Genomic DNA, 20,092 nt, shown 5'->3' with positions numbered 1-20,092 from the left:
AATTTTGATTTGCAATCATTGGTTAGGAATTAGAAAAAAGATACCCACCTTGGGCATTCATCTATAAATGTATCTCTAACCTACTTAGGAGGTTTAGAAATAGCTGAACTAAAAGAAGAAGATATGCCTATGGTTTCTTAAAATATCTTTTTAAACGATTTGCTTTTTTTACAATATAATATTAAAAATAAAAAAACCGCTACACTTTAACATTGTAACGGTTTTTAAACATTTAGATTTTATAAATCATTATTGTATAATTAATTTTACAGTTTTTGATTTATTCTGAGATTTAATTTTAAGCATATACACTCCACCACTTAAATCACTAACGTCTATATTATTATTGTTTACTTGCTGATCAATTACTAATCTTCCTTGAATATCAAAAAGTTGAACATCTAGCGAATCATAAAGATCAGCTTTGATGTATACAAGTCCATCTTTAACGGGGTTTGGATAAACTGTAATATTTAAGAAATTTTCTTCTTGGCTAATTGTTGATAAGCTAGTAGTATTGAAAGATACTGTGTCAGAGAAATAAGACCCGCTAAAAGACGCATCAATAGCTTGTACTGACCAATAGTAATCTCCTGTAGGTAAATTTAATTGCCATTCGTTGTTTTGTTCTACGTTGCCTCGACCAGCAATTAATCTGTAACCGTTACTAAGAGCTTTCACCTTCATAATATCATCTCCACCTTCACTTGTTCCTACTTTTAGGGCATAACTTAAACCAGATTGATTTGTATGATCATCTGAAGAGGGACTCCATGTAAATCTAACTTTATTATATCCTGTTTCTGGGTCAACTCCTAAATATTCATTTGTCATACCAGCAGGGGTTGTTGGCCTTTCATTTACAACAAAATTGTTATTATTTTGACTCATTGAAGAAACTAATCTCGATCCAGTAGATCCTGATATTACGTCGGCAGATTCGTTTCGAACATTTAAGTACGTTTTAATAACTGAGTTATTATCTGAGATACTTTCACCAGCTACTGTAAAATCTAGATCATCATCACCATCAATATCACCAAATGCTATTGATGCATTAACAATATCCGATAAATCGAAATCACTTTCTACATATGAATTAGAGACAGGGTCAAACTCAACTAGTTTTGTTACTTCTCCAATTCCAGATACTGTCCCGGTATACAAAATATCTAAATATCCATCTGCGTTGTAATCTCCATAATCAAGATTTGCAGATCGTATGGGTAATAAGCCTGTATTATCAACTTCAATAAAATCAAGATCATCACCACTTAATCCATTATTTGCAAAAACTTTAAACAACGGTGCAGGCCCAAGACCAGTTAGTAAAATGTCTAAGTCTCCATCTGCATCAAAATCGACAAAATCCAATGTGCTTTCATAAGCAGGGGTAAAGTCAATATTTTGATTTAATGTATATATTGGAGCTACCGTTTCAGTAAAAATGGTTTCGTTCATAAAGACTTCACTTCGTGCTCCAAAGTTACTCAGGCCTGTAATTCCAAAATCGATATCTTCATCTTGGTCAATATCCCCAAATCCAAAAGCTCCTTGTCTGACGCCCGATGCAAGTTGGTTTGATATATCATTCGCTTGGTCACTTAATGAGCTACCGTCTTGTTCAAAAACGAAAATCTTAAGCTGTGAATTAGCAGCATCAGATGTTCTTCCGGCATGAACGATTTCCTGAGTACCATCATTATTAATATCTATTAATTCAATCTTTGCTTGATAGAGACCAGGGGCACTAAAAACAGAATTAAACCCACCTTGCGAGTTGGAATTATATAATCTTAAAAAGTTACTTTGGGGACTATTCCAAGTATTAACTATAATGTCTAAAACTAAATCATTATTAATATCCAAAAATTCAATATCTGTAATTCCTCTAGCATCATTAACATTGTCGAAATACTCGAAATTACTTTTTCCGAGTCTGAAGATTTGAATATCAGAGCCTGAGGCTCGTGACCCATAAACTAAATCCATGTCGTTATCCCCATCAATATCAGTAAGTTTTACTATTGGGTCATCTACTGAACTGATTGATCTGTCTATTATCCCTCCTTGGTTTAATAATTTCCACTCATAAGTTAATTGGAAAGTAGATTCTTCTGAAAAAGCACTTCCTTTTAAACCACTATCAACTGACTGAACTGACCAAAAATAATTTCCAGGATCTAAGGAAATCTCAAAACTGTTTGAGTTTATCTGTGTGGACTTTGTAATTAACCTTTGTCCTGTATCAAGATTACTCTCAGTATTTGAAAGCTCTGAGCCTAATTCAGTCGTTCCGAGTCTTAAAACATATCCTAAATTATCAGAGAAATCATCATTTGGTTCATCCCAAGATAACCTTACCTTACCGTTGCCTAAGTTTTCAAATGATAAGTTTTCAATCAAATCAGAAGGTGAGTTAGTTTTGTTTAAAAGATTGGTTTTATAAAGTAAAGAGAATTCTCCAAAATCATTTGAACCGTTGAGGAATAAGTCAAGATCTCCATCTGTGTCATAATCTACCCATTTTGCAGTTGAATTTAATAACCCGACAAGTTCAATTTCTGTATTTTCAACAAAAGTGTTATTAGGTTTTCCATCATAAAGTTTTGTCACTGCAGATGCAGAAGAATTTTCACCTGTTATTACTAAATCCTCAAAACCATCATTGTTATAATCACCAATAGCAATATCCCCATTTTTCAATCCTTCTATCCCTGAAATATTTTGAGTATCTCCATTAATTAATGATTTTCTGTAAAACCTCATTGACTCATCAAAATCTTGACCCATGAAGTATACATAGTTACCAAATGTTGACATTGAGGCGCCTTCAAGACTGTTCATACCCACGTCATAATATTCATTATTTTCATCAATGTATGTGTTAGTTTTGACTCTTGAGTCTGTTTCGCCTAAAATAAAGATATCCAAGTCACCATCTAATTGATTATCAGCAATTCTAAAAACACCATCTGGGATTCCTGTTTCCCCGCCAAACTGACCTTGGTAATCCTCTTCAAGAATCAGTTGGTTACCATCTCTTTTGTAGATGAATTTTTTCCATGCATTATTTGTGTCAATTCCATTGATTACAAAGTCAATATCACCATCATTATCCAAATCACCAGAGTCCATTGAAGTTGAAAATAGATCAGGCAATGTCAAATCTAAACTAGGAGTGAATGTCTGTCCATTAATATTTTCATATATAATTGTAGATGGATCGTTATTTGGGTCTAATCCAGAAACTACTAAATCAATGTAACCATCCTTATTGTAATCTACCCACATTAAATCTCCCTCATAGGTAGGAGCAAAAGCTCCAACATTAGCTTCAGAAAAAACACCATTATCGTTTTTATAAACCCTAGTTATTACGCCAAAAAAGAAACTTTGTCCCATAACAGCCATATCTTGGTCACCATCTCGGTCAAAATCACCCCAAGCTACTGAGCTATTTGTTAAAGCTGGAAAAAATTCATCGAAAGCAAGATCGTCGAGTACTAAATCAATTTCGTTGTTTAGAATTGTTAAAGTGAAATCCTCAATTGTATTGGATTCACCCATACTTGCGTTTTGTGAAGAAATTATAGAAACTTCAATGGTCTCATCTGACTCCTCACCTGGTGCGTTTAAATCATCTTCAACACCTTGAATTAAAATTTCACCGGTTAACTGTCCAGCCGAGATTTTAATCAGCGTAGATTGCAGGTATGAATTTAATTGAGTAGTTGTTTGACTATTCTCAAAGACTTCATTAACTAAAACGATATTTCCATCTGGACTAAAACCAAAAGATCTTGTGTTATTAATATCCTCAGAAATATCAATATCAAACGCCTGTGAAACAGTTCCATCACCTGCCTCCAAGTCAACCTTTACAATATCACCGTCATTAGAAAAACCATAAAGAATATTATCTTTAACAATTGTTTTTCTATCTCTATTTATGTTGCCCCCATTGTAACTTATGTAAATACCATCATCTCCATCAATAAGTTGTCTATAACCCCATGACTCTAATCTATAAATATTACCATTAATTAACACTGGTCTATAACAACATTCTAAAGATGATCCAAGTAAAATAGGGTCTTCTTCTAAGCTTTCAAGTAGCCATACCTGTCTTGTACCAGAAGAATTAACACTAACACCATAAACAATTTTACCATTTTCAACATGAAAACTATAACCATTGCCGCTAAGGTTATCCAAAGAAACAATTTCTTCAACGGTCACTTGACTAGAAGAAATATCTGTTATATCAGCAATTGCAATCCTATCATTATTACTCAAATAGATATTATTTCCTTCAATTTCCATGAAATAATACGAAGACCCTAAATCAGCTTGGCTTTCTGTGGTTGCATCGGCAGACATAACTCTTATTTGATTGCTGTTCAAAAAGACATGTCTTCCGTCTTCTAAAATTCCATATTTGTTGAAATCGCTGTTGGTTAGTTGCCCTATTAAAGATTCTTCCCCTTCAGCTTCAAATCCAGTAGTATAATCAATCTCATTTGTTGCCGTTCCAGAGAATGATAATGGTATAATTACATCTCGAGATGCAGCTTGATCTATTGTTGCTGTGATTATAGAGGATTCGTGCTCAGCAAATTCCAAAGGCTCAGCAACAACAGAAATTAAGTTTGGATCGTCATCACTTTCTAATTTTAAAATAGCCTCTGTTATTTCTGAAGTCCCATTCGTAATTTCAGCAATATTAAATATTATTGTCTCTAATATTTCAACCTCTTCGTCATCAAATTCAGTGGTTGAAACCTCTACAGCTCCAGATTCGTTACCGGCAGGTATAAAAATTGATAAAGATGAAACCGCATATTCATCAGCGCCAGCTGTCCCTGACATTGTAAACGGTACAGTAACATCATAACCCGAGACTTCAGATAAAGTTGCGGTTAATGTAACTGATTCAGAGGCACCTTCTACAATAGTTTCATTTGAAAGCTCAAATGCTACTGTTGGTGGTGTATCATTATCTAATATTGTAATGTTTGGAACGTCTATTGAACCAATGTTAACATTGGCTGGAGTTCCATAGGCAATACTAATTGTTTCATCAAACTCATAGGAGTCGTCATCAAAAGTATCAACAGTTATAGAGCCCGAAATTGCTCCAGCATTAATTTTTATTTGTATTGATTGCAGGTATGAATTTAATTGAGTAATTACCTCATTGTTTTCAATAACACCATTAACCAAAACAATATTTCCATCTGGACTAAAACCAAAAGACCTTGTGTTATTTATATCTTCAGAAATATCAACATCAAACGCCTGTGAAACAGTTCCATCACCTGCTTGTAAATCAAGCCTCACTATTACATCACCAGATTGAGAGCTGTCGAACCCATACAAAATACCGTCTTTTACAACTATATCTCTGTTCGTGTCAATACCACCTCCACTGTAATTAATATCGGAGGATTGTTCTCCATCACTAAATAACTGTCGATATCGCCATGAATCTACTCTGTAAACATTCCCATCAACTAGAACTGGCCTAAAGCAACAATTCAAAGACGATGCAAGTAAAATAGGGTTTTCTTCTAAACTTTCAAGTAGCCAAATCTGTCTAGTACCTAATGAATTAACATAAACCTCATAAACAATTTTACCATTTTCAACATCAAAACTACTGTGAACTGAGAAGCCTTGATCGTTACTTAGAGGAACAACCTGATTAACAACCGCTTGGCTAGAAGATATATCCGTAATATCAACTGTGGCAATTCTATCGTTATTAGCAACGTATATTGTATTTCCCTCAATAACCATATATGAATAATAAGAGTCTAAATTCGCTTGGCTTTCTGTGGTTGCATCGGCAGACATAACTCTTATTTGATTGCCGTTCAAAAAGACATGCCTTCCGTCTTCTAAAATTCCATAAGTATTAAAATCGTTGTTGGTTAGTTGGCCTATTAAAGTTTCTTCCCCTTCAGCTTCAAATCCAGTAGTATAATCAATCTCATTTGTTGCACTACCGCCTAATACTAGTGGAAGATAAACATCATTTGATGACGGGGCACTCAAAGTAACTGTGACCTCTGTAGACTCCCCTTCAATTAGTTCGGTCTGTAAAACTTGTACATCATTAATAGTTGGATCATCTTCACTTAATAATGATAAAGATATTGATGGTGTTTCTGTTACAGCATTTGAAATTTCCCCGAAAGTAAAAATTATAGACTCTGCAATTTCAACTTCATCGTCATCAAAACCAAAGGTACTTATGGTAATGTTAGCAGAAGTTGCATTTGGTGGTATTACTATTGACTCCGAACTTAGCTCATATTCATCTAAATCTGCAGTTCCTGACATTATTAATGGAATAGTAATTTCTACTCCTGATTGAACGTCTGCGGTAGCTGTTAAATTTACACTAAATTCAGAATTTTCAACTATAGAGTCTGACGATAACTCAAAAGTAATTAATGGGGGGTTATCGTCGTCAATAATACTTAGGGTCAAGGGGTCTTGATTTGTAAATGAAGCATTCTGTATTTCACCTGGTGTGACAATAATTGTCTCATCATCCTCAAACGAATTGTCATCAATGGACTCAAAAGTAAATGTTCCTGATGTTTGTCCAGCGCTAATTAAAATCTCTGGAAATAATTGATATGAAAATAAGCCATAAGTATAATTGTCATTTTCAAATGTTCTGTTAAGCAATATTAAGTTGTCGAAATTGTCAAATCCAAATCTGTAGATAAAATCATGGTTTTCACCTAGGACGTACGGCATTAATTCTACGCTGCCTTGGCTGCCAATTGAATTTACAATGTCATTTTCAATATCAAGTTTTACAACTTGTCTTTCGTTTTCAGAATTATCTTCAACTAAAGCATAAACCTGGTTGTTGTAAGGAATAATTTGGTAAAAATTAATGTCTTCATAATTAATATAATTTGTATAACTATTGTTATAAATTTCTCTTACCCCAGAATTATTAAAACTATATGTTCTTCCATTAAACAAAAGTAAATTTTGAGCATATTGATCCCCTTCATATATTAGTTCAGCATCATTATCAGATTGTTTTTTATAAATTTTATACCCATTAGGCCAATCATAAATTTGATAAAGCACAGTGTCTCCCTCAGCAACAATATTATTACCCTGAAAAGAATCATTTGATCCTAATAAATCAGATCCAGCGATTAGTATTGTTTCTATTTGATTGGTTCCGTCGTCTGAAAAATTAAACTGATCAATATTGAATTTGGAAATTCTGTCGTTTCTTTTCAAATATATTGTGTCCCCTGAAATATTGATATAATTCGCATAATTATCTAATTGATATTGCTGTTGAGTTTGTGTTGCTATATCGTATACATAAACTTGCGAAGAATCTAAAAAGACTACTCTCCCATCGCTTAAAACTACCATATTATTGTAATTATTATTTACATTCATTAGGAATGTCTCTTCACCTTGGGTTTCAAATGCTGTGGTGTAATCAATATTAAATGTTGCAGAACCTGATAATTGAAGAGGAACAATTACATCCCTTGAAGTAGGTTCGTCAATTTCTAGAGTAATAGAAGTTGATTCGCCTTCGTTCATGTCAGGGTTAGTAGCAGTTAGTGATGAGATTGGCTCATCTTCACTTTCTAAGTTTAGTGTAATGTCTGTTGTATCTGTAGTCCCATTGGTAAGAGCTCCTAGCTCAAAAACTATCGTCTCAATAACCTCAACATCAGTATCATTTATTGCACTTATTGTAATACTGGCAGACTCTGAACCTGCAGGGATAACAATCTCTGGGTCACTAACGCTGTAGTCCTCATCATTTGTTGCTGTCCCAGAAAGGGTGTACGGAATCGTAACATCAACCCCTGATACTGGTGTAGCCGTTGCTGTTAAAGTAATTGATGATGTTGCATCTTCAGCAAGAGTTTCTGAAGATAATGCAAATGTCACTACAGCAGCATCGTCGTTGTCTTCTATAGTGGCTACAATATCTGAACTATCACTTAATGTACCGTTTGTTGGAGTCCCTGGTGTTATAATTATCGTCTCATCATCTTCATCACTTTCATCATCAGTGGCTGTAAAAGTAATCGTACCTGTGGTGTCTCCTGCTGCAATTTTTATTGAAGGCGCAAATTGATACGAATAAACTGACCTATTGCCATTTGAATTATCTTGAGAATAAACCAACAAATTACCCATTGAATCAAAATCAAAATGAGAGAAGTTGTTGCCTGAGACAATGTCATCCCCTGGGGTGTAAGCCACGGTAATTAAATCATTGTTATCAATATCTAGTTTATAAATTCGTTGACCTTGGCCTGTCAAAGCTAAACTTATATACAAATCGTCATTATAAACTACTGATGTAGAGGGATATACAGAAATTGAGTTTATACTTACTGCTTCACCATCAACGGTGCTCAAATAATTTTCTCCTTGGTAATTTCCATTAACAACTTCACTCCATCTTTCCCAGCGGAAATTAATCAATCTGTCTCCTACTAAGATTGGTGAATAACAACACTCATTGGACTCAAACATTAAAACCGGGTCGTTAGCTCCGTCTTTTATATAACCAGAACGAAGTCCGCTCGACTCTAAAATATAATAAAGCTTGTCCCCGTGTAAAGAAAATCCACCCTCAAGATTATAGCCAGTATAATCTAAGTGCGATGTCTCTACAGTAGAGTTGTCTTCTAGTATGTTTATTTTCCAAATTTGTTGATTGTTTGTTCCGTAAAAAGTATTCTCTGTCTCTGAAAATTGTGTTTCATTATAACCTCTGTCTAAATTTATGTATTCCAAATCTTCAGTCTCTGGATCGTATATCCTAAGATTGTTCCCGTTTACAAACCCATATCTACCATCGGAAAGTACTCTGAAATCTCCAAAATTATCATTAGAATTCTCACCGCCTGAGTCATAAACTTTAGTTTCTTGGCCTTGGGAGGCAAAGGTTGTTGTGTAGTCTAGCTCACTTACGGCTGTACCGCTTAGCGTTAGTGGAATATCAAGATCCCTTGACGCTGCAGTACTAATTGTTGCTGTCACTGTAGTTGAAGTCCCCTCTACAAATGATGTTGGAGCAGCTACTATTGAAGATACCTCTGGGTCGTCTTCACTTTCTAAGTTTAGTGTAATGTCTGTTGTATCTGTAGTCCCATTGGTAAGAGCTCCTAGCTCAAAAACTATCGTCTCAATAACCTCAACATCAGTATCATTTATTGCACTTATTGTAATACTGGCAGACTCTGAACCTGCAGGGATAACAATCTCTGGGTCACTAACGCTGTAGTCCTCATCATTTGTTGCTGTCCCAGAAAGGGTGTACGGAATCGTAACATCAACACCTGATACTGGTGTAGCCGTTGCTGTTAAAGTAATTGATGATGTTGCATCTTCAGCAAGAGTTTCTGAGGACAATACAAATGTCACTACAGCAGCATCGTCGTTGTCTACTATAGTGGCTACAATATCTGAACTATCACTTAATGTACCGTTTGTTGGAGTCCCTGGTGTTATAATTATCGTCTCATCATCTTCATCACTTTCATCATCAGTGGCTGTAAAAGTAATCGTACCTGTGGTGTCTCCTGCTGCAATTTTTATTGCCAGATTAAGTTGATATGAATATATTCCATATTCCGGATTTGCATTTATATAATTTGACAAAACTAAGTTGCCATTTGATAAGAAGGAAAAATCTTTAATTGCAACAATTTCTGAAGACAGCTCATAATCTAACTTAGATCCAATACCGGTTTCCAAATCAATTTCATGAACATGATAGCCGCCTGTGCCGTTGACAATTGCCTTAGCATAAAACCTGCCGTTATGGGTGTTATACTTACCTTGTTCAAGGTCTAATCCTTCACCATTTTGATTAACCATTTGAGGCTGCAAAACAAAATTATCATCAACAAGTTCATAAACATTGTTGTAAGTCTGAATCATGAAAACTCTATCATTTAAAAGTATTGGCTGTAAACCCCACATGTAGCCAGTATCTGAAAAAGTGTGAATTAGTTCAGGTTCATCATTCCCTGACTTTTTATATAATTTATAAATACTATTTTCGCTGTCAAAAGTATTGTACAGTATATTATCTCCTTCAATACTAAACTCTTTATCCATGAAATTGTTGGCGGGGAGAGTTGCTATTTCTGTTTCTATTACAGAAGATAAGTCTGTAATATCAATTTCATAGATAGAGTTTTGATTATACCTTGTGTAAATTGTATTACCTTTAAGTTGAATATTTTCATAATTCCTAGATAATACTATATTTTCAGATGAGCCAGTTGAAGAATCATAAACTAACAAATCATTATTGTTCAAAAGCACATAACGCCCGTCTTGTAATATGTCAAAATATTCATAGCTGTTAATAAAATTGGCAATTAGCGTTTCATCTCCCAGCGCAGGGAAGTCTATGGCATAATCAATGTCCACTGTAGCTGATCCAGAAGTAGAAATTGGTAAGAAAATTTTTTCTGTTGACACAGCATCAAGAGACGCAGTCAATGTTAATGTAGAACCTTCGTTTAATATAGTATTGTCTGCTGCAATTGATATATTTTGTGAAAAAAAGATGTTCGAAGACATCAAGAACAAAAGCGTAAAGGAAAAGAAGTTTTTCATTGGATTAATTTTTATGCAATATAAAACAAAAAAAAATTAAATCGGTACATTTATGGTACATATTTGCAAAACACATAGTCATTGTAATATATTCAAAATAAGGAATATTTAAAACACTAATAAAGGGGTTAAATTCCTTGAAAAAATATTAAGTTGAAGCTTTTTAGAATGTTATTTAAGCTCATGGTAAATTATTGAAATTTGCCTTATTTTGCTTATTTGTATATTTACAGAAATTAAATTGTTATGGAAAGAAAAAATCCTTTTGATTTTATCAAAAAGAGATTGTTAAAACTAGCCTTAACTTTATTTTCTGTTCTTGCCTATGGGCAAAACTGTGAAACTAGAGTCGAAAAAATATTTGATAATTTAATTGAGGGAATTGGAAATAAAAGCATCTACCCCCCTTCTCTTGAGTTTTCACTTGAAAAAAATAATGGCGTTTATCTTAGCGATAGCACTGTTACAATTGAAATAGAATTAATAGAGCTATTTTGTTATGATAAAAATTTTGATGATAAAATTGCTTACATATTGGCTCATGAATTGGCACATCACTATTTAAATCATTCATGGATGACCAACACAAGTCTTGGATATTCAAGTTCTATTGGAGAATTCATTGATGATAACAGTCCAATTTATTCAAAAAACCAAAGAAAGTTATCAGAGAGTCAGGCAGATCTTTTTGCGGGGTTTTATGGGATGATTTCTGGATATAATACTTTGGAATATGCAAAACAAACAATAGAAGCTGTGTATGAGGCCTATAATATTAGAAAAGAAATTCCAGGCTATCCAACTTTCAATGAAAGGCTTGAGATAATTGATTCTAAAATTGATATTGCAAATGATCTCGCTTCAATATTTGAAATTGGAAACATTTTATTGATTGGCAAAAATTATGAGCTTGCGAAATACTGTTATGAGTTTATTTTAAGAAATAATTTCAATTCAAGAGAAATATATAACAACTTAGGTTTGACCTACTTACAATATGGAGTTTCGATTTCTAATTCTCCTATAAATAGCCTTTTGTTTCCTGTAAGCTTAGATCAAACAACAAGGTTGGAGGTCAACAAAACTAGATCTAGCAAGTTTAACGAAGACCCAAAGGATATGTTTAGCTATTCTTTGAAACAGTTTAAAAATGCTCAACTTTTAGACTCAAAATACCAACTGGCAACACAGAACGCCATGGTTGCTGAGTTTTTACTATTGCCTGATTTTAAATCTAGAAATGAATTTCTTGAAAATCTAAAAAAATATGATTGGAAACTGGAACCAGAAATATTGGTTGACATGGACGTCATAAATATGATTATTGATGAAAAATCATCAAAAAAAATCAATAAAATAGCAAAAAAAGGAAGTATAATAAGCAAGTTGAACATATCAAAAACTTCAAAAAAGAACATATCAGATTATAATAATACACTCGAGAAACTTGGCTTGTCGTATGATGATTTAGTTTTTAATAATTTTAAGAAAATTGCTGATTCAAAATTGAAATCTTCATCTATTAATCAAATAAAAGTATTTCAAAACAAGGATCTTTATATTATAAAAATTCCAGATGACTTAATAAAAAAACAAAGCTTAACCACACAGGAAAAAAATAAATTTATTATTACCGACAGAGGTAAATACTTTTTATTTAATGCTGATTAATTACCACAAAAGAATTGTAAATAGTAAAATTGTAAACGCATAAACAGAATACACTAGACTATTCCATGTGGATTGAAAAAATGACAAAAATTCATATTTGCTATTTTGTAATATCATGACTAAAATATTAAAAATAACCATAAAAATAATGAGGTTGCTTACCGCATCTGCTTTTGTAAATATTTGCACATTTTCCAGACTCGAATCAACAAAGTAACGGTTACCTATTGCGCCAAAAATTGCACCAACTCCAAGTGAGACTTTAGATTCTAATTCCTTATATTTTGGAATTAGAAATATCATACATGATATAAAAAATGATAAAATTCCACCCATGAAAAGCTTTAAAAAAATCCAAGAGCCTTGTCGGTCTAAATTTAAAATGACTTCAAAAGTTTCTGTTACTAGTCCTCTTGTAACTTTAGGTGATATTTTTATGAGATCACTCTCATCAACGTTATAGGAGTAGTTGTATTCAATAGATTCAACATTAAAACCTTCCTTTAAGTTCTCCATAGACTTGTTGAATGTACTTTTGAAAACGTGACTGGGTCTAAGCCTAATTATTGAAGTGTCAACTTTGGTTATAAATTTTAACCTTAGTTTTTGAGTGTCAAATGGAAAATTAGTCAAATTCCAATTGTGATCAAATGGTGCTTCTACAAGAGAAACACTTTTTAAAATAAAGTTATCGTAAAATAAATAGTCGTAATTTTCTTTTTGGTAGTAATTTGGTTGTGACTCTATATTGGTTGTAAAACTGTTTTCTTTTGTATGTAATCCAAAAAACTCCTCAGGCAAAAGATCAATGGTAACTCCTGCTTTGGTTGTGTATTGTGCGTTGTACTCTGAAAAGGAGCTTACAACCAATTTGCTAAAAAAATAATCTTTCTTTTCATCTAGCCCTTTTATATCTTTAATATCAATTGAAATATCAAAAATAATTGGCCATTTTAGACTATCGCCCTTGCCTAAATACTCTTCTGGGTAATATGGCTTACCGAAATACTTATAATCAATATCCTGTGCGTAGATAAACGATGAAGCCAAAAGAAAAAATAATACTCTAATCATTTTTTTGATTTTGATGAATTTCTACTTGAATTAGCTTTTCTAATTGATAATCTATCTCCAAGTTTCTTAAAATATTTTTTGGCTTCAAATTGTGTTTCAGTTATACTTTCATCACTTGCAAAACCAAGTTTATCTAAACTTTGAAGATTACCATCTACAGCATTGGCTGAAGAAATACCATCATTATCTAAGATAAGAAAAAAGCCAGTCATTTTAGCATTATCAAATTTGCCAATATAATAACTATTTTCTTCATTATTACTCAAAATACCGTAACCATTAACTCCGTTCAAAAGGTATTGACCTTCGTAAGTGTTGTAGTCGTTTACATCGTTTTTAAAGCTGAATCTTTTGTAGCTTTTTGTTTCTATAACTGCTGGGGTCAAATCCTTAATATTTTGATTTAACTCAAGAAAAAAAACTTCTTTAATAGACATTGCAAAGTCATCATATTTTAGCCACATATATCCATTATCACCATAATTTTTTCCCCAACTATTGACAATTCGAAATGCACCACCAAATTTGTTGTCGTTGTAACCAACCACGCAAAGAGCATGTCCTTCAACCCCATTAGTGTAATGATCAGGACTCCATAACCCATCACTTTTTACTCCGGATAAATTCCCTGAGGAATACGAAATCATTGAATTAACAAATTCAAAACCCGTTATTATTGGAGTGTTATTGCATAAGTTTTTTTTGATAATGTTTATTAAACTGTTTCTGGGCGTGTTTTTTGTTTCATAATAATACCATTTGTTTATACTATAAGGCGTAGTGTAACTTAAAGCATTTTTAATTTGAATTGGATCGATTTTAGCGCTGCTATCTGTATATGGTGGGTAGAATAGCTTCTTAGCTCCGACCTCAGATAAATTGTCGAGAACTGAAGACATAAACAATCCATTGTATCCGTTTTCTTTAACATTATTTTGAAATAAATAAATAAAATAAGGGTCAAAAGAGTGCGCATATTTCTCATTATAATCCGTAATTCCAAACTTTATATTATACATTGTGGATAAAGCATAATATAAAGAAGCAAAACCTACAGACGTATCACCATTTTGTTCTATTACTGGGGGAACAAATTTTTCAAGGCTATGAGATGAGGGTAGAGTGTCGCAAACTACTAACCATCCAGCAGGTACCTTTGGATACATAGCTTTTTTTTCTGTATTGCATAGTATCAAACCTTGACTAAAGGCTTGTGTTGATACAAATAGAAGCACAAATAGATTCTTTTTTATTGTATTAATAGCAATCATATTTTGATTAACTTTATAAATTATTATTTGAACAAATCTGATATTTCTTTTTCTTGAAAATGGTTTAAAAGATTTTTATGGTACGGCGAATCTTGATAAAAATACTTGTAAAGATCGTCTAAATAAGCATTTAATAAAAAGTTTTGACTGTTTCTGTTCTCTTCTTCAATAGACTTTAAGTCTTCACTCAACTCAAAGGGATTGTAGCAAAAGTTTGATGCGGAAGAAATGATTAATTTTATGTGTAAATTAACATATCTTAAAAACAAAATATCATCTTTGGCACCAAATTTTGTTGTTATTAAATTCTCCATTAGTTTCAAAGAAGTCAACAGCTCATAACTCCAAAAGATTTCACCATTGTTCTTTAATGAAGCCCCTCTAATAAGTTTGAGGTAATTTATAACCCAAACTCTATTTATGTAATTCAGTTTATATTCTCTCTCGTAGTCAAGTAACTTTTGTTTAAACGCACTGTCAGATGTGCTAAAAAAATCGCTGTTTTTAAGATAGCCATTGTAAAGTTTGTACAATAACTCATGACCAAATAAACTCCAATTGCTAAACAATTCTTTGTCTTCCAGAATTGTATAATTTTTTTTCTTTATTTCACTTTTTAAATAAAGAAAATTGTCACATGATGAAATTCTCCATCTATATGCCTCAGAAATAGTCTCTTTCCTTTTTTGAAATTTTTCAAAATCATCAGTTGGTAACAAATAATTCGTCTCTTGAACGAAAAAATTAGGCCTGAACTTCGATTTAACAACAAAGTTATTATAGTTCTCAATTTTTGTTTTTTGTTCAAATGAAATTTCACTAAACTTATCCAGCAATAATTCAACATATTTTCTTGAATTTATATACAACGAAATGTAATGAGATAAATCATCTTCGTTAAGCGTAGAGTAGAATACTCCTCTTGAAATTTGAGTTTCTAAGGCTAAAATGAAATATCCAAATGAAGTTAAATCAATATATCGATTATAATCAAAACTAGGCTCTTTAAAAAAATCATTATAGTCCCTAAATGTTTCATTAAGCTCTTCTAGTAACTCCTTAGAGTTTTTAGTATTTACATACACAATATGGTCAGCTTTCATTCGATCAACTTCAACTTTGATATCGGGATATTGTTTTTTAGTAAAGTTTACTAATTCTTTATTTTTTTCATTGATATCTATATAAAAATTGCTGTCAAATTTTGAAATTAAAGATCTCGATTCTTCCACAAGTATGCTGTTTAAATCATCGAAATCATCAACTAAAAAAAAATTTTCAGAGCAAGGATTAGTTCTCCAATCAAAATGTTCTTTTTTTAAAAACCAAAAATTTGATAATCCACTGTCCAAGAATTTCATATCAAAATCAATTTTTGGAAAAGTTAACAATTCTTCTAATGAAAAAAGGTTGTTATCAACAATATTAAAAGATGTCAAAAAAGCATTGTAAAGTGAAATGTAATAGGATTTGTCAATGTAAGGTTCATATTCTATTTTGTCATTACTCAACAGCAGTTTTAGATTATTGATAAATAAATTATATTCCTCAATTTGGAACGATTCTTTAAACTTTTCGTAGGTTATATCCGTACTACTCAAGTTCCTAATTTCAAGGGAGAAATATTTAGGAGCCTCAGCTGAGAGAGGACTAAAGACATAATCATTAATTAGTTTTTCTCTTAAATAAATTTCTTCCTTATATTTTTTTTGTAATCTATAAAAATTTGCAGATGTGTTAAGAATCTCGATGACTTCTTCTAGTCCTCCACTTTGTTTTTTAGTGTTACAAAAATTAATTATTTCTTCAATTGTTGAATCATACAATGAGAACGTTTTTTTTAGAATAAAAGATTTTCCAACGAGTTGAGTTGATTCTAAAGGTCTTTGTTGTCCATTTGTTTGATCTAAAACCTCAGCTCTAACATTCCTGAAAACTTGGTCAATAGAAATGTCATCGATTTTCATATTTCTAGATAAACTTGAAGTATAAATACTGTTATCCCCGTTCCCGTCGGGAGCAGTTTGTCCAGAGTCTGTTGAAAATGCTATAAGAGAACCTGTTGGGGGCTGTATTTTAGCAAGTCCTCTGCCGTTCAATGAGCGTGTATTATTCCAGCTGGATTCAAAAGGATTGTCTCTACATGCATCTAGAATAAGGATGTTAACCTGATTATCCTTAGATTTTAGAATTCTCATAATTTTTTCTACACTAACTGCATAATCAAGAACATCTTCTTCAGAAAAAAAATTTTCTTTTGTTGGAAGTAGAAAGTTTTCGTCGTCAATTTGAATTCCATGCCCAGCGTAATAAACAAAAGCCACATCATAATTTTCTCTTTTTGCTCCAAATTCTCTTATTGCATTTGTCATATCTCTTCGTGTTGCCAAATTTTCTTTTAATATGACATCAAATTCAAGAGAGTCTAATGTAGAGGCTATGAGTCTTGCATCGTTTACAGGATTGTTTAACTCCCCTTTTTCATAATTGGCATTCCCCATGACCAATGCAAGTCTTTTTTCTTTTTCTTGACTTAACAAGAAAAAGTGTGCAATTGAAAAAAATAAAATGAAAATATTTTTCATAATTAAATTGGCTTATACTTCAAATATATGAAATGTATCTCTAAAAATGATTGAGCTGGTGATTTGCTGTCATCATGATTACTACAAGCGAAGATTAATATAACAGAGAGTGCTAGTAATGTTCTCATCTAGGTATAAATTGGTAGAATATCAAACTTAAATAAAATAATCTACTAATTTAGTACAAATTTAGTACATTTAATAAAAGTTTATGCTTTACCAGCTTAAAAATAATGTCTCTCAAAAATGTGGTTTTAAAATTAAAAACCGTGGAGATTGTGTGCGGTTATCCAATATGATATTAATAGACTCAGGAATTGACCTAAGTTATAATACACTAAGGAGATTTTATGGAGTTGTAAAGGGTACAAAGCCAAACAGTCGTACGTTGAACACCCTTTCCATATATGTTGGTTATAGCTCTTATGTAGATTTTTGTGCGGCCTATCCTCAAAAGAAAAACTGGGACATTCATCAAAAGATTTACAATAGTATAGTGATTGATCCTAAATATGCATTGGAATTAATGAATGATGAGTTTATAAGTCCTGAAAGTTGTTTGGAATTGTTAATCACACTTATTGGTGGCCTGACTGTGGCAAAAAATGTTGAAATTTTAAAATTAGTTTTTAATTCTCCTTTACTAGATCCAAAGCGTTATAATTATTCAGAAATACTATATTTAGGAAATTGTGTGGGCCCTGTATTTAAGCAGATGGAAACACCAATTCAAGAGTTCATATCGACAAAATATTTTACGCCAACTATTTTTAATTCCTTTGTAGATATTTCAAGCTTGAATGGTAATTATGGCACTTATTGTAAAAATTTAGCTAATAAAACAACTAACAAAGAGCAAACACTTTTTACAGCTTGTATTATGGAGCTTCGTAAATTTTTAAATAATCAACCCGTAAGACTCGTTACATCAGCTCTAAACATAAAACAGATTCATCCAATTTTATATGGCCGATATAAGGGAGTTGAAATTTTGAAAAAGAACCTTAAACATAAAGAAATCTACACACAAAAGTTCATAAAAAAAATTGCGAAAAAGAAAAATAAAATTGATTATCTATATGAATTTCTATTTGCTTGCATTCTAGCTGGTGAGGTACAATTATTAAAATTTGTTCAAGAATCCACGGCACACTATAAAATTTCAAAACCCTACTATCAAGAGTACCACTACAGTTTGTTTGAATTACGAGATGCTATTGTAAAATTAAAATCTGGTGCAAATATCAGTAAGAAACTAATTAAACTTAAAAATGAAGCGCTGTTTAGAAATAGCTGTAGAGATTTCATTGAGCTATTCATTAGTATTTTAGATTATCATAATTCTGGCAAAAAGAGAGCTATACTGGATATTTACTTAGCCAAGGCAAGGCGCTTAAATTACCCCATTTTTGATGAAGCCTATTGTAGAAACTATTTTTCTAAATAAATGGCTGTAATAATTTGATAACATATCCATTCCACAGCCAACCCTCAAAACAGAAAACGATCTTTAAATCAATAGGGGGGTGTATTTTTTTGGCCCTTAGCTGAAATTTTTGGGATAAAATATGGGATAAGAAATGTCCTAAAAATAAGTAACCCACTGAATACCAAGTACTTAGTGGGTTGTGTTGCTCCTCCTCTTGGGCTCGAACCAAGGACCCTCTGATTAACAGTCAGATGCTCTAACCAACTGAGCTATTGATTACCAGTGCCTTATACAGAAAATTAAGTTTAACTGTCTAAGCACTGTCAAATGACACTACAATTTCCTAAAGTTCACACTGATTCTTTAAACAAAGTATTTGTATCCTTTTACATCAATGGTAAGAGATACAGACTTTATAATGGCAAGAGAATCAACTCAAGCACAGATCCTAATTCCTATCCCCTTGACCAAAGATTATCTATTGCTAAAGTTCTAGCTGCTGAGATATACAGCTATCTTTTAAACGGTGGTGTTTTACTATCCTACAGATCCACAAATGTTGTGATTGGTAAACTCTCAGACATTGATTATATCAAACAAGCATTGGATTCAAAACTAGCTGGTGATTACTCCAAGAAATACAAGGCTATGTTACAGTTTAGTTTTGACTGTTTAAAGCAAGAAATAGACTCTTCAAAACTCTCTGTTATAGGGCTTAAAAATATTCTTTCAAGGTATTGCTCTGGAGTTTCTCACAACACCCTTAAAAGACATCTAAACGTGCTTCTAAATGAGGCTGTATCCTTAGGAATGGAGGGCAATCCAATGACTGGGATAAAAAGTAAGAAATCCAAGGCTGTTTTGCACAAACCCTTTGATGATATTGCTACTGTATTAGAGGATATAAAAGCTTTTAATAAACACCTTCATTTGTGTTGTTTATTGACCTATGGTTGTTTACTAAGACCTCATAGGGAAATAAGGGAATTGACTTGGGGAGATTTCTCTAGTGACTTAAGTTATATTACACTTTCTGGGTTTAGAAATAAGTCAGGTAGAAACAGGATTGTACCAGTGCCAAGTTTTATTAAACCCTACTTACATCCAAAAGGTTTAGATGATAATATCTTTACTGGGGAGCAGAATAGTAGGAACCCAGATTATTTTAAAACGCTATGGAGCAGATACAAGAAACAAACTAAGGTTCTTAAACAAGGACAAACACTCTACTCTTTTAGACACTCTGGGGCTATAGAAATCTTTAAAAGAACTGGATCAATAACCAAGCTACAGAAAGCTATGGGGCATTCTTCTATTAATGTATCCCTAACCTACTTAAGAGGATTAGAAATAGCTGAACTGAAAGAAGAGGATATGCCTAAATATAATTATATTGCATATTAAATAATTTTTTA

General features: G+C 32.4%; 7 protein-coding genes and 1 tRNA gene. 3 read left to right on the top strand and 5 right to left on the bottom strand.

What is annotated here, in order from left to right; translation table 11 throughout:
- Positions 1–249: 249 nt before the first annotated feature.
- Positions 250–10,647, bottom strand: coding sequence for an FG-GAP-like repeat-containing protein (locus FORMA_RS06335; protein ID WP_083236569.1), 10,398 nt, complete (start codon positions 10,645–10,647; stop codon positions 250–252).
- A 246-nt stretch (positions 10,648–10,893) separates the two neighbouring features.
- On the opposite strand from FORMA_RS06335, the gene FORMA_RS06330 reads away from it, so the two are divergent.
- Positions 10,894–12,318 carry a hypothetical protein gene (locus tag FORMA_RS06330; RefSeq protein ID WP_069674864.1) on the top strand — a complete coding sequence of 475 codons (1,425 nt, stop codon included), beginning with the start codon at positions 10,894–10,896 and terminating at the stop codon, positions 12,316–12,318.
- Here the strand turns inward: FORMA_RS06330 and FORMA_RS06325 are convergent, their stop codons facing one another.
- From FORMA_RS06325 to FORMA_RS06315, 3 genes are read right to left on the bottom strand one after another with little or no spacing between them, the layout of a single operon-like run.
- The gene (locus tag FORMA_RS06325; protein WP_069674863.1) at positions 12,319–13,392 is read right to left on the bottom strand and encodes a hypothetical protein; all 1,074 of its coding nucleotides are present in this window, start codon (positions 13,390–13,392) and stop codon (positions 12,319–12,321) included.
- Positions 13,389–14,663: a C1 family peptidase gene (locus FORMA_RS06320; protein WP_069674862.1), complete on the bottom strand. Its 1,275-nt coding sequence runs from the start codon at positions 14,661–14,663 to the stop codon at positions 13,389–13,391. The genes FORMA_RS06325 and FORMA_RS06320 overlap by 4 nt, the downstream gene beginning before the upstream one ends.
- A 23-nt stretch (positions 14,664–14,686) precedes the next feature.
- A complete protein-coding gene (locus FORMA_RS06315) occupies positions 14,687–17,248 on the bottom strand; it encodes a caspase family protein (protein WP_069674861.1) in 2,562 nt (853 codons plus the stop codon).
- Positions 17,249–17,543: 295 nt separating this feature from the next.
- On the opposite strand from FORMA_RS06315, the gene FORMA_RS06310 reads away from it, so the two are divergent.
- Positions 17,544–18,695, top strand: coding sequence for a hypothetical protein (locus FORMA_RS06310; protein ID WP_197500751.1), 1,152 nt, complete (start codon positions 17,544–17,546; stop codon positions 18,693–18,695).
- 190 nt (positions 18,696–18,885) lie between these two features.
- Here FORMA_RS06310 and FORMA_RS06305 read toward each other — a convergent pair.
- Positions 18,886–18,948 (bottom strand) — tRNA-Asn (locus tag FORMA_RS06305).
- 56 nt (positions 18,949–19,004) lie between these two features.
- On the opposite strand from FORMA_RS06305, the gene FORMA_RS06300 reads away from it, so the two are divergent.
- Positions 19,005–20,081 (top strand): tyrosine-type recombinase/integrase, encoded by a 1,077-nt coding sequence (locus FORMA_RS06300; RefSeq protein ID WP_069674859.1) that lies wholly within the window; start codon positions 19,005–19,007, stop codon positions 20,079–20,081.
- Positions 20,082–20,092: the final 11 nt, after the last annotated feature.

Origin of the sequence: Formosa sp. Hel3_A1_48 (genome assembly GCF_001735715.1) — a bacterium.
Lineage (GTDB): Bacteria > Bacteroidota > Bacteroidia > Flavobacteriales > Flavobacteriaceae > UBA3537.
This window is presented reverse-complemented; position numbering and strand designations above follow the sequence as displayed.